This window comes from Ruegeria sp. CDSB086 (assembly GCF_059611065.1).
In genome coordinates this window covers 208,539-220,032 of record NZ_JBXWOV010000002.1, presented here as the reverse complement: position 1 = coordinate 220,032, position 11,494 = coordinate 208,539, and the positions used below count along the sequence as shown (strand labels likewise).

The following is an 11,494-nucleotide window of genomic DNA, read 5'->3' as shown; positions in this document are numbered from 1 at the left end:
GTCGAAAAATCTTGTGATCCACCGCCTTTAAGGAAAACATGCGACCAGATCCGATAGGGTTTGGTCGTTTTTAATAGGAGGCGCTGCGTGTTACTGGATCATCTGGCGGTTGCGGGCGAAACGCTCGAAGAAGCGTCTGCCCATGTCGAACAGGCATTGGGAGTACCGCTGCAGGACGGCGGCAAGCATGAAAGGTTTGGCACATATAACCGCCTGTTAGGATTGCGAGACGGCTTGTATCTTGAGGCCATCGCGATTGACCCACAGGCACCGAATCCGCAAAGAACCAGATGGTTCGATCTGGACCGGTTCAAGGGCGTGCCGCGCCTTACCAACTGGATATGCCGGGTGCCGGACATTTCAGCCTCGTTGACCGTGTTTCCGGATGGGGTGGGCCACCCGATCGACTTGGCCCGCGGGGCGTTACGCTGGCAAATGGCGGTTCCGCCAAACGGGCGTCTGCCTTTCGACAATCTGTTCCCGGCGCTTATTCAGTGGCACGGAGATTTGCATCCGGCAAATATGCTGCAGGATAGCGGCTGCCGTTTGCGTCGATTGGTGGTTTTTCACCCGGACGCACTGGAGCTAGCCAAGCTGCTAGGCGAAATGGACGCTGTGGTTTTCGACACAGGCCCGGTCGCATTGCGAGCAGAGTTCGAAACTCCGCATGGGAAACGCGTTTTGGAATGAAAATTAGACAAGCCAAAGCTGCGGATGCCAAAGAGATAGCTGCGATCACCAACGCAATCATCCGCGACACGCTGGTAACATTCACAACCGACGAACGCAGTGTAGACAGCATTGCGCGTGACATCGAAGCGCGCGGTCCGGCCTATCTTGTGGCTGAACAGGACGACCAGATTCTTGGGTTTGCCACCTATGGTCCGTTTCGATCCGGTCCGGGATACGCGCAGTGCCGAGAGCTAACGATCCAACTGGCCACTGATGCGCGTGAACAAGGTACGGGGCGCGTTTTGATGCGGGCGCTTGAGGCCGCCGCCCGGGCAGAGGGAGCTCATGCACTGGTGGCGGGGATTTCTTCGGCAAATCCGGGGGCAGTATCTTTTCACGCGGCCGTGGGCTTTGTCGAGGTAGGGCGCATGCCCGAGGTTGGGTTCAAGTGGGGGAAACGTCTGGACCTTGTGCTGATGCAGAAAATTCTTGCCTCAGACGGTTTGGTTGCACCTGACAGTCCCGATTTGGGACGCTAGGGTGCGCTCATGTCGATCTGGATCCGTATATCCGATGCGCTAAGCGCGCTTGCCCAGGGTGAAAGCCTTACCGCAGTCTTTGAAAAGCTGCGCTCGCCGCCCGAACGGTCGGTGGCTTTCACCATCGCTGTGATCGCCTTGGGTGCGAAAATGGCCAAGGCGGATGGGCAGGTGACGCGGGATGAGGTCACGGCGTTTCGTGACGTGTTCCAGATTGCCCGCGATGATGAGGAAGGCGCGGCGCGCGTATTCAACATGGCCCGTACAGATGTCGCGGGTTATCAGGACTACGCCCGCAAGATCGCGCGCATGTTTTCCGAAGACAGCACCACGTTGTGCGATTTGATGGAGGGGTTGTTCCACATCGCCATGGCGGACGGGTTCTATCACCCCAACGAAAACGAGTTTCTGGAAGAGGTCAGCCATATTTTCGGCCAGACCGATGCGCAGTTCATGGCCTTGCGTGCCCGTTTTGTGCCTGATGCGCCCAATGATCCTTACACGGTTCTTGGGGTGCCACGGGACATGCCGTTACCCGATATTCGCAAGGTTTGGCGGCAACTTGTGCGCGAAACACATCCCGATGCGATGTTGGCACGTGGAGTTCCCGAAGAGGCCGTACGTCTGGCTGAAAAGAAGATGATCGACATCAACCGCGCCTGGGACGAAATCAACGGCGCGCAGGCCTGAGGCATGCGCCTCGCGACTTATAACATCGAGTGGTTCGCCAACCTGTTTGATCGTCATGACGAACTGATCGCCGATGACAGTTGGTCAGGTCGCCATGATGTCACCAATGCGCAGCAGATCGAGGCTATCGCCAAGGTTCTGACGGCGATCGATGCGGATGCTGTGCTGGTTGTCGAAGCACCAAACACAGGGAAATCTCAGAACACGGTCCGCGCGCTACAAAACTTTGCCGAGGCTTTCGATCTGCGCACCAGCGAAGCCGTGATGGGATTTGCCAACGATACGCACCAAGAACTGGCCTTGTTGTATGACCCGCGCGTTCTGACGGTGCGACATGATCCAAAAGACGGAGGGCAACGGTCTCCGCGTTTCGATCACGTGTTTCACATCGACCTCGATATCGACGCAACTGAGGATCAGGTGCAGTTTTCCAAGCCGCCTATGGAATTGGCAGTTGAAACCAAGGCAGGCGAACGGTTCCGTCTTATTGGCGCGCATCTGAAGTCAAAGGCGCCTCATGGGGCGGAAACCCGCGATGCGGCGATCCGCATCTCGATCGCCAATCGCCGAAAACAGCTGGCTCAGGCGATCTGGCTGGGCAGGCGGATCAAGGCGCATCTGGCGGCTGATGAACAGGTGATCTTAATGGGCGATCTGAACGATGGTCCGGGGCTGGACGAGTTCGAAAACTTGTTTGGTCGCTCATCGGTTGAAATCCTGCTGCAATCGGGGGTGTTTGACCCCCACGCGGATACGGCCTTCGGGTCAGAACCGGGTGAACGCCCGTCGACCGCGCGCTTTTATCGGCCCCAAGATCGCGGGTATCTTGAGGCGTTGCTGGACTATATTATGATCAGCGATGGGTTAAAGGATCGTCGCCCGGACTGGCGCATATGGCATCCGTTTCGCGATCCGGCTTGCCGTGATGCGCAGGATCTACATGCAGCGTTGCTAACCGCGTCTGACCATTTCCCTGTCACTCTGGATATCGAGCTGTGATCTTTCAACCGCGTTTCAGTTGCCCTATATTTTCGATATGAAACGTTTCATTCCAATCTGCGCGTTGACCGTCACTATGGCCCTTCCGGCTTCTGCCGAGGAAGAGGGGAACAAATCCCTGATGGAGCAGGGGGCAGAGCTGTTCTTTGAAGGCTTGCGCCAGGAGATGGAGCCTGCATTGGATGAACTGCTGGGACTCGCTGAACAGTTTGGCCCTGCAATGCAGTCATTTATTGCGGAAATGGGCCCCGCCTTGGCCGAGCTGGCAGATGAGATTGAGGATTGGAGCGCCTATGAAGCACCCGAGATCCTGCCTAACGGCGATATAATTATCCGCAAAAAGCCGCCGCAGGACCCAGAAATACAGCCAGAGATCCCTGAAGGCCCGCCCGAGGGCGAAACCGAGATTTGATATCTAGCCCCGGATGATGACGCGGGTTTCGGATTTCAAAGCGTTGCCGAGTGACTTTAGCCGTGCCTCGGCCACTTCGTTGAACAGAGGGCGTGCTGCAGTTGGCAAGAACAGGTCCAGTTGTTGCTTCTTGGGGTAAAATTTCAAAGTCGCCATCGGCGCATCGTTCTGCATCCACAGCATGGCACCAAACCGCATAGCCTTGCCCAAGATCTCGGCCTGTTTCTGGTCTTTCTCGTCTAGGAGTTCGTACAGTGCGGTGAACCGGTTGCCCTCGCGTTTGTTGCGATACCGGTGCTGCAGGGCCAGCCCAATATAGACTCGTTCTGAGTGCTTCAAGCCGCCCAGATTGGCACGTGTGACGTAGTCGAAACAGACCTCGGCGCGATAGTCAGGATGTGCGCGCCAGCTGACGTCGTGCAACAGACAGGCCGCCTTTATCAGGCGGATGCGCGCGGGTGGGGCTGATTTGAACAGCGGCATCACGAAATCTAGCAGATGTTTTCCGAAACCGGGCAGGCGGGCGTCCTTGGCTTCGGAAAAACGGCTCGCCTCGATCAACGGATCGCGGTCCCGCAGGTTTTGTGGCATCTGCTCGTAAAGCAGACCCTCGCGGATACCATAGCTGGAAATGGCGATATCCTTGGGTTTGAACGTGCGGATCAAGCGTGCCAGCACATCCATCGCATAGGGGATCAGCGCCATCCGTGATCCCGACACACCGGCTTTGCTGCGCAGCTTTTCCGGGTCACCTTTTTCGATGAATTTAATGGTCTCGCGCACCTGCTTGGTGGTCATGCGATATTCATGCAGCACGTTCAGGGGATAACCCCGGCGCAGCATGTCCAGACGCGCAAAGGCCCGCCAGCTTCCGCCCACTAGGAACAACCGGTCCCGTTGCGGCCCCATCTGGTCGCGCAGATCCTCCATCGTGGCTTTGATGTGCGCCTTGCGCGCACGCCGGCCACCTTTGATGTCCCGCAGTTTCAGCGGCCCCAGCACCGAGGTCAGGCGCCGGCCGACGCCGCCGTCTCCGATCTCGGCTAATTCCATTGAGGACCCGCCGATGTCACAGATCAGGCCATATGCGCCGGGCCACCCAAGCAGGACACCCTGCGCGGAAAGGCGAGCTTCCTCATCGCCGTTGATGACCGATACGGTCAGGCCGGTTTCGGCTTTGACCACGGCACAAAACTCGGGGCCATCCTCGGCCTCGCGTACGGCTGCGGTGGCGACGACATGCAGGCCGGGCAGGCCAAGGTCATCGGAGAGTTGGGCAAACCGGCCCAAAGCGGCCAGAGCGCGCTGGCGACCCGTTGGATTGAGCCGCCCTGTGTCTGACAGGCCCGCGCCCAGCTCGCACATCACTTTTTCATTGTAGAAATAGGCCGGTGAGCGCGCTGCACCGTCAAAGATCACCATCCGGACTGAGTTTGATCCGACGTCAACCACGCCCACGCGTGACAGAGCTCGGGCTTGGGGGTCATCAAAGAGGGGCTTTCCGAACGGACCCCAGTCAGGGATTTCGGTAACGACAGTCTGATCCATGTCTCTTCCAGATATTCCGCGTGCAGAATGCGAGATGACCCGGCGTGGGTCAATTCCCAGATTGGATATCATCCAAATCTGCGCTCAAAACACGCACCGCCAAGGCGCGGGTAATGTCGCGCTTTTCCGATAGCGCAAGCTGGTCCAGTTGCGCCACCACACTGGCGGCAGTTTCAAAGCGCCGGTCCATATGTTTGACCAGATAGGCGATAACCTCGGGGCTGGGGTTCAACTGCCGATCCACGAATAGCTTGGCCAGAACCGCGCCCAGCAATGCGTCATCCGGCGGGTCAAGCGCTACGTGATGCGCACCCTCGATCCGGCTTTGGAGATCGGGCAACGGAAGTTGCCAGAAATTAGGGGCCAGCCGGCCAGTCATAAGAAGGGCGTTGCCTTCGGCCAACACAAGATTGTGCAGGTGAAACAGTGTTTTCTGTTGTTCTAAGTCGTCCGCGATCATCGGGACGTCTTCAACCGCGACAGGCGCGCGTGCCAGATCCGGCACGTCTTCGTGACGCACATCCACGGCCTGAATGATCCGACCACCGGTTTCGGCCGCCCAGACTTGTGCCAGATGGGTTTTACCTGCACCCGCAGAGCCGCTCAGAACCAGTTTGTTGCCCGGCCAGGACGTGGCCGAGATCATGGCAACCGCAAGTGCATTCGCGGGAGAGACGAAAAAATCCTCACGCCCCAGCGCAGTTTTCGCCGGAAGATCAAAGCTTAGCTGAAGGGCCATCTTACAGGTCTTCCTGATCCGCGCTTTCGAGGCCGGTATACAGGCGGCTGCCCAAATAGACCGATGTTGCATACCGCGCCAGCACTCCCAGCGCCGCGGCAACGGGCACCGCGATCAGCATCCCGACAAAGCCGAACAAGGCACCGAAAACTGACAGAGCCAGTAGCAACCACACTGGGTGCAAACCCACTGAGCTACCTACCAGCTTTGGCGTCAGGAAATTGCCTTCGGTTACCTGGCCCAGCGCAAAGATCCCGGCAACCAGACCGATATGCGCCCAATCCCCCCAGAACTGGAACAGCGCCAGACCGATGGCCAGCGTGCCGCCGATAAGCGCGCCGAGGTAGGGAATGAATGTGACCAGACCCGCGATGAAACCGACGATCAGTCCGAACTGCAGGCCGACCGCCATCAGTGCCACGGCGTAATAGGTGCCAAGGATCAGGCAGACCGTGCCCATGCCGCGCACGAATGAGGCCAGGACGGCGTCAATTTCACCGGCCAGGCGTTTGATCGTGGGGGCGTGATCGCGGGGCAGCAGATCCCCGATCCGGGCGATCATGCGGTCCCAGTCCAGCAGCATGTAGACGGCCACAACCGGAACAATGACCAACAGAACTACGACGTTGATCGCCGAACCCAATGAGGCTGCTACGGATTGCAATACATCGCCTGTTTTGGACTTCAGCGTTTCGCCCAAAGAGACAAGGAATTGATGCGAGTTGGATTCGCGGTCCAGAAGGGACGGGAACTGTTGTTCGATGAAACTGCGCAGCTGTTGGAACAGGCTTGGCATAACCTCGACCAATTCGATCAACTGGGTAATCAGCGCGGGAACGACCATCAGGATCGCCAGAGCAAAGCCCAAAATACCGACAACCGTTATTATCGCAGTAGCCGCCATGCGCGACAGGCCCACATTTTCCAGACGATCTGCGAGCGGATCAAGGAAGTAGGCAATCGCACCGCCAATCACGAACGGCAGCAAAACGTCGCCAAGTGCCCATAGGCAAAGCACAAAAATGACAGCCGCGACGCCCCAGTACCTGAGTTGATCCTTTACCGGCAAGGCCATGCTCGTCCCCTTGTTTTTGGCTCTTACTGGTGTTCTTGGCGTAAGCGGCCACGTGATGCAAGCGGTTCATGCCATGGAGATTTCCAAGGATTATGAGCTGAGCGTCCCAAGCTCGGGTGTATCGACGGTGGCATTTTCATCGGGCCAGTTGGTGCGCCAGATTTCGGCGGACCAATGTCCGCAATGAACAGATGGTCGATCAAAGCCGGGCAGGGGCGGCAGTAGCGGTTCAACGACCACGTCATGACGCGGAACTGCGAAGTAAGGGAAGGAATAGCGTTCTTTGCCAGATTTATTGACCACCCGATGCGGAGTGGATTTAAGCTGTCCGCCGGACCAAAGCTCAAGCATATCGCCGATATTCACGACAAAGCCGCCGGGAGGGCAATCCGGGGTGATCCATCCGCCATTGCGGGTCTGCACCTCAAGCCCGCCGACGGGGTCGGGGGCAATGATGGTCAGGGCATCCGTGTCCTTGTGCGGATGAATGCCAAAGCCTTCCTCATCCGGGGCCTGCGGCGGATAGTGCAACAGCGTCATGTTTGTCATGGGGGTGGCAAAGGCCGCTTTCAGGACGTTGGGCTTCAGAGCCAGACCGATTTCAAGCGCGCCCAGCAGCAGTTCGGCCACGTGGTCCAGTTGCGACCAATACTCCAATATCACATCCTGCGCGCCCGGTACCTCCGCTGGCCAAAGGTTCGGTCCATAAAGGGCACAGTCATCGCGAACCGGGTGGTCCTCGGAAACTTCGAAATGAAGCTTGTAACCTTCGTATTTGTCCGCTTTGCCCGAGCCATCATTGGGCGTGAAGAAACCCATGGGGATATATCCGCGATAGTTGTCGCGGGTGATCGCCTGATCCCACTTGCTCTGTTCATCGATGTCAAAGATCGCGCGCGTCTTGACGCGGACCTGATCAACGGTGTCAGGCGAAACCCCAGTGCCTGTGATGGAGAGAAAGCCGATGTCGGTGCAGGCGTCCAATATCCGCTGAACGGTTGCGTCATGGTCCGGATGGGCCGTGTCTTTCAGTGGAGAGATGTCGATCGTCGGGATTGATTGCATCAGTGAATCCTCACGCCTTGCCGGTCCAGCTCAGTGTGAACAGGGGCGAGGTTCATCTCGTGCAGACCCTGATTGCCTTTTAGCGACATGGCTGCGGCAATTCCTGCACCCTGACCCATGACCGCGCAGCAAGCCATATTGCGCGTCGCGGCATGGGCAACCTTGTCGGCACCGTGCGAACGGCCCGCTACCAGCAGCCCTTTGACACCTTTGGGCAGCAGCGAGCGATAGGGGACCTGCATGTACCGTCCCGTTGTCGGCAGGATCAGGATGCCATAGCCATCAATGAATTCAGGGTAGATGCCGATCGTGTCCTCAAACCGGCCCTGACGGCGGGCGTCATCTTCAGTCATGTTATAGACCGCGTCGATCTTCCGCGTGTCGCGAATGCCGATGGTCATCCCAAAATTGCGCAGCCGCGCGTTTTCACACCCCGGCATAAAGCGACGAAGCGCTTCGATTGCCAGCATGGATTGGCGGCGGCCTTCAATCTCGCCCTTTGTCAGACTGTCGGGGTCGGTCCCGTCGATTTCGCCCAGATGGATGAGGTTCATGTAAGTGAGCTCACCCGTGTCATGCATTGCACCCCATGTGCCCGCGATGGTGTTCAGATGCGGCGGGATCAGGCCCTGATCGATGGCCTGCTGGAACGGCTTGTGCACGAAGGGGGAAAACATGTCGTCTTCTTTGCCCGAAGTTTCGATGTTCCACTCGCCGCCGCCGCCCCAATCCTTGTAGGTCTGGGGATCTGCCTTGACGCCCTCCATAAAGGCGCGTTTGTCGACACCAGCCAGATGGAACATGACCGAGGCTGCCATCATGTCTTCGCGGGCGGTTTTGTGGGTTGGCGCGCCTGCGCGGTGTGCTACATCGGCGTCGCCGGTGGCGTCGATCACAACCTTGGCCAGGATCGCTTCGCGCCCAGCTTTGGATTCGGTGATGATGCCTGTGATCCGGTCTCCCTCCATGATCGGAGCGACGAATTGCCGGTGCAGCATCGGATGAACGCCTGCCTCTTCAACCAGCTTGTCGGCCACTAGCTTAAAACCTTCGCTGTCCAACTCATAGCTCAGCGACTGGCTTTCGGGCACCGCGGCGCCCATGTCCTTGGCGCGGGTCTCGAACTCCATGCCGATTCCGCCAGCTTCGACCGTCTGTTCATGGCGATACCAGGCGAAGCCCTCAACGCCGACGGCGGTGATGTTGCCACCCATGCAGCCGAAGCGGTCGACAAGCGAAACCTCGACCCCGGCCCGAGCGGCGGCCAGCGCGGCAGCCAGCCCTGCCGGTCCTGACCCGACCACAAGAACGTCTGTCTGATGAACAACGGGTATTTGACGCGCGGTTTCCTGAATGGTTTGCATGGGTGCCCCTTGGATTCTGTATTTCAGTCACAATTGAAAACCCTGACTGGCGGGTCAATCAAAAAACCGACCGGCCCGAGGTCGCAAAATAACCAATGCATGATTGCCCCCGGCGGGGCTTTGGCATAAGCAACTTTGAAGTCCAAATTCACCTTCAAAGGTTCACCAATGCGCCTCAGCCGTTACTTTCTGCCCGTTCTCAAGGAAAACCCCTCCGAGGCCCAGATCGTCAGCCACCGGCTGATGCTGCGCGCCGGGATGATCAAGCAAGCTGCTGCCGGAATTTATTCATGGTTGCCGCTGGGTTTCAAAGTGCTGCGCAAGCTGGAAAACATCATCCATGAAGAGCAGGCACGCGCTGGCCATATCGCGATCCAGATGCCCATCATTCAGTCGGCGGACCTGTGGCGCGAATCCGGGCGGTATGATGACTACGGGCAGGAAATGCTGCGCATGAAAGACCGGCATGACCGGGATATGCTATTCACACCGACTGCCGAAGAACTGGTCACCGACATCTTCCGCGGTCATGTGAGTAGCTACAAAGACTTGCCGCTGACGCTGTACCAAATCCAGTGGAAGTTCCGCGATGAAATCCGCCCCCGTTTCGGCGTAATGCGCGGACGCGAATTCTACATGAAGGACGGGTATAATTTTGACCTGACCAAAGAGGACTCGCTGCACGCCTACAACCGCCATCTGGTCACTTATCTGCGCACCTATGAGCGCATGGGCCTGCAAGCCATCCCGATGCGTGCCGATTCCGGCCCTATCGGTGGCGACAACACGCACGAGTTCCTCGTTCTGGCCGACACCGGTGAATCTGAGGTGTTCTATGACAGTGCAGTCACCGACCTGACCTTTGGTGATCGTCAAATCGACTACGACAGCCGCGAGCAGTGTCAGGCCATTCTCGAAGAGTTCACCTCGAAATACGCGCGCACGGATGAAACCCATGACGAGGCGCTGTTCAATCAGGTCCCCGAAGAGCGCCGCCGCGTGGCGCGCGGGATCGAGGTTGGCCAGATCTTCTACTTTGGCACCAAGTATTCCGAAGCCATGGGCGCAACTGTTCAAGGCCCCGATGGAAAGCCGGTTCCTGTTCACATGGGCAGCCACGGTATCGGCGTCAGCCGCCTGATCGGCGCGATCATCGAGGCCAGCCATGACGACAAGGGCATCATCTGGCCCGAAGGCGTGACGCCGTTCCATTGCGGTATCGTCAACCTGAAACAGGGTGATGACGAGGCCGACGCCGCCTGTAACAAGATCTACGGCGCGCTGACTGCGCTGGGCCTCGACCCGTTGTATGATGACCGTAAGGAACGGGCAGGGGGCAAGTTTGCCACCATGGACCTGATTGGTCTGCCCTGGCGCATCACCGTTGGCCCGCGCGGTTTGAAAAACGGAGTAGTTGAACTGACCCGTCGCCGTACAGGCGAAAGCGAGGAGATGTCCCCCGAAGCCGCCGTTACCAAGATCGCCGAGATCTATGAGCGCATCGCCTGATACCTCAGACGCGCCGCTGATCTCGGTCATTACCGCGACCTATGACCTGCTGTCGCAAGGGCGGCAGGACAGTTTTCGCGAGGTAATCGAGTGCATGGCCCGTCAGAATTGCGACCGGGCTGAGCATATCATTCAGGATGGGGCGTCGAGTGATGGCTCGGTCGAGTTTCTACAGAACCTGACCGCGGACGCGGCTCGCACCCGGTTTATTAGCGAACCGGATACCGGTTTGTATGACGCGATGAACAAGGGCGCGAAGGCCGCGCGTGGGAAATATCTGTTGTTCCTGAACTCGGATGACTCGCTGGCATCCGACGACATTTTGAACATCGTCGCTGATCGCCTTGAAGCGACACAGCCGGATTTCCAGTTCGGCTCGACCCTGCGCCGGTTCGAGGATGGGTCGGAAAGCCGAGAGAAACGGATGTCGCTGACTGCGATTCTGCAGCGGATGCCGTTCTGTCATAACTCTGTGTTGCTGAAGCGGGATGTGTTTTTGGCGCTGGGCGGACATGACACGCAGTTTAGCGTCGCGGCCGATTACGATCTGATGCTACGCCTTTTGACCGAAGGGTATCAGGGCGAGCGCATTGATGATCCGATATCCATGTTCTGGGGCAGGGGCGTCACCAGCGATGATGACGCAACAGCGGAAGACTACGCCCGTGTCTGGATGAATTACTACGGCGGGTACAGGTCGGCCGATGGCCTGACACAGTCCGATTTCGCTCGATATTACCAACGCGGTCACATGCCCGTGGCGCTGATCCTTGAGCGCTTGTCAAAGCCCGGCACGTCGGATGCCATCAAAGCCGCCGCGCTCCATAGTCTGTGGAAGACGACGCGCCGATCCGTTCAGTTCTGGCGCAGCTTTTAGGCGCG

The 11,494-nt window shown here is 58.2% G+C and carries 12 protein-coding genes; 7 read left to right on the top strand and 5 right to left on the bottom strand.

All coding sequences use genetic code 11. The features are described 5' to 3' along the window. The first annotated feature begins 87 nt into the window (after positions 1 to 87). Genes AC2FIO_RS04715 through AC2FIO_RS04695 form a run of 5 tightly spaced genes read left to right on the top strand, consistent with a single transcriptional unit; the run spans position 88 to position 3,312 of the window. On the top strand, positions 88 to 690 hold the full coding sequence (locus AC2FIO_RS04715; RefSeq protein ID WP_496695989.1) for a VOC family protein: 603 nt from the start codon (positions 88 to 90) through the stop codon (positions 688 to 690). After that, a complete protein-coding gene (locus AC2FIO_RS04710) occupies positions 687 to 1,211 on the top strand; it encodes a GNAT family N-acetyltransferase (RefSeq protein ID WP_496695987.1) in 525 nt (174 codons plus the stop codon). The genes AC2FIO_RS04715 and AC2FIO_RS04710 overlap by 4 nt, the downstream gene beginning before the upstream one ends. Positions 1,212 to 1,220: 9 nt before the next feature. Further along, positions 1,221 to 1,901, top strand: coding sequence for a molecular chaperone DjiA (locus tag AC2FIO_RS04705; protein WP_058275662.1), 681 nt, complete (start codon positions 1,221 to 1,223; stop codon positions 1,899 to 1,901). Between the two features lie 3 nt (positions 1,902 to 1,904). Beyond that, a complete protein-coding gene (locus AC2FIO_RS04700; protein ID WP_496695984.1) occupies positions 1,905 to 2,900 on the top strand; it encodes an endonuclease/exonuclease/phosphatase family protein in 996 nt (331 codons plus the stop codon). Between the two features lie 37 nt (positions 2,901 to 2,937). Beyond that, the gene (locus AC2FIO_RS04695; RefSeq protein WP_496695982.1) at positions 2,938 to 3,312 is read left to right on the top strand and encodes a hypothetical protein; all 375 of its coding nucleotides are present in this window, start codon (positions 2,938 to 2,940) and stop codon (positions 3,310 to 3,312) included. A 3-nt stretch (positions 3,313 to 3,315) separates the two neighbouring features. Here AC2FIO_RS04695 and AC2FIO_RS04690 read toward each other — a convergent pair whose 3' ends face one another. From AC2FIO_RS04690 to AC2FIO_RS04670, 5 genes are all read right to left on the bottom strand, one after another. Further along, entirely contained in the window at positions 3,316 to 4,860 is a 1,545-nt protein-coding gene (locus AC2FIO_RS04690) for a Ppx/GppA family phosphatase (protein WP_496695980.1), read from the bottom strand. Between the two features lie 49 nt (positions 4,861 to 4,909). After that, positions 4,910 to 5,599 (bottom strand): HdaA/DnaA family protein, encoded by a 690-nt coding sequence (locus AC2FIO_RS04685; protein WP_496695978.1) that lies wholly within the window; start codon positions 5,597 to 5,599, stop codon positions 4,910 to 4,912. Position 5,600: 1 nt separating this feature from the next. Continuing rightward, positions 5,601 to 6,674 (bottom strand): AI-2E family transporter, encoded by a 1,074-nt coding sequence (locus AC2FIO_RS04680; RefSeq protein WP_496695976.1) that lies wholly within the window; start codon positions 6,672 to 6,674, stop codon positions 5,601 to 5,603. A gap of 90 nt (positions 6,675 to 6,764) precedes the next feature. Continuing rightward, complete coding sequence (locus AC2FIO_RS04675) at positions 6,765 to 7,739, bottom strand: isopenicillin N synthase family dioxygenase (protein WP_496695974.1); 975 nt, start codon at positions 7,737 to 7,739, stop codon at positions 6,765 to 6,767. Continuing rightward, a complete protein-coding gene (locus AC2FIO_RS04670; RefSeq protein WP_496695972.1) occupies positions 7,739 to 9,103 on the bottom strand; it encodes an FAD-dependent oxidoreductase in 1,365 nt (454 codons plus the stop codon). The genes AC2FIO_RS04675 and AC2FIO_RS04670 overlap by 1 nt, the downstream gene beginning before the upstream one ends. A gap of 168 nt (positions 9,104 to 9,271) precedes the next feature. On the opposite strand from AC2FIO_RS04670, the gene proS reads away from it, so the two are divergent. Both proS and AC2FIO_RS04660 read left to right on the top strand, forming a co-directional pair. After that, complete coding sequence (gene proS, locus AC2FIO_RS04665) at positions 9,272 to 10,612, top strand: proline--tRNA ligase (protein WP_496695970.1); 1,341 nt, start codon at positions 9,272 to 9,274, stop codon at positions 10,610 to 10,612. Continuing rightward, entirely contained in the window at positions 10,596 to 11,489 is an 894-nt protein-coding gene (locus tag AC2FIO_RS04660) for a glycosyltransferase family 2 protein (RefSeq protein ID WP_496695969.1), read from the top strand. The genes proS and AC2FIO_RS04660 overlap by 17 nt, the downstream gene beginning before the upstream one ends. The last annotated feature ends 5 nt before the right edge of the window (positions 11,490 to 11,494 follow it).

Excerpts from the sequence above, each read along its gene's own strand:
- AC2FIO_RS04675 (WP_496695974.1), bottom strand. The coding sequence starts at position 7,739 with ATGCAATCAATCCCGACGATCGACATCTCTCCACTGAAAGACACGGCC.
- AC2FIO_RS04690 (WP_496695980.1), bottom strand. The coding sequence starts at position 4,860 with ATGGATCAGACTGTCGTTACCGAAATCCCTGACTGGGGTCCGTTCGGA.
- AC2FIO_RS04660 (WP_496695969.1), top strand. The coding sequence starts at position 10,596 with ATGAGCGCATCGCCTGATACCTCAGACGCGCCGCTGATCTCGGTCATT.
- AC2FIO_RS04705 (WP_058275662.1), top strand. The coding sequence starts at position 1,221 with ATGTCGATCTGGATCCGTATATCCGATGCGCTAAGCGCGCTTGCCCAG.
- AC2FIO_RS04695 (WP_496695982.1), top strand. The coding sequence starts at position 2,938 with ATGAAACGTTTCATTCCAATCTGCGCGTTGACCGTCACTATGGCCCTT.
- AC2FIO_RS04685 (WP_496695978.1), bottom strand. The coding sequence starts at position 5,599 with ATGGCCCTTCAGCTAAGCTTTGATCTTCCGGCGAAAACTGCGCTGGGG.
- AC2FIO_RS04680 (WP_496695976.1), bottom strand. The coding sequence starts at position 6,674 with ATGGCCTTGCCGGTAAAGGATCAACTCAGGTACTGGGGCGTCGCGGCT.
- AC2FIO_RS04670 (WP_496695972.1), bottom strand. The coding sequence starts at position 9,103 with ATGCAAACCATTCAGGAAACCGCGCGTCAAATACCCGTTGTTCATCAG.
- AC2FIO_RS04710 (WP_496695987.1), top strand. The coding sequence starts at position 687 with ATGAAAATTAGACAAGCCAAAGCTGCGGATGCCAAAGAGATAGCTGCG.
- AC2FIO_RS04700 (WP_496695984.1), top strand. The coding sequence starts at position 1,905 with ATGCGCCTCGCGACTTATAACATCGAGTGGTTCGCCAACCTGTTTGAT.
- proS (WP_496695970.1), top strand. The coding sequence starts at position 9,272 with ATGCGCCTCAGCCGTTACTTTCTGCCCGTTCTCAAGGAAAACCCCTCC.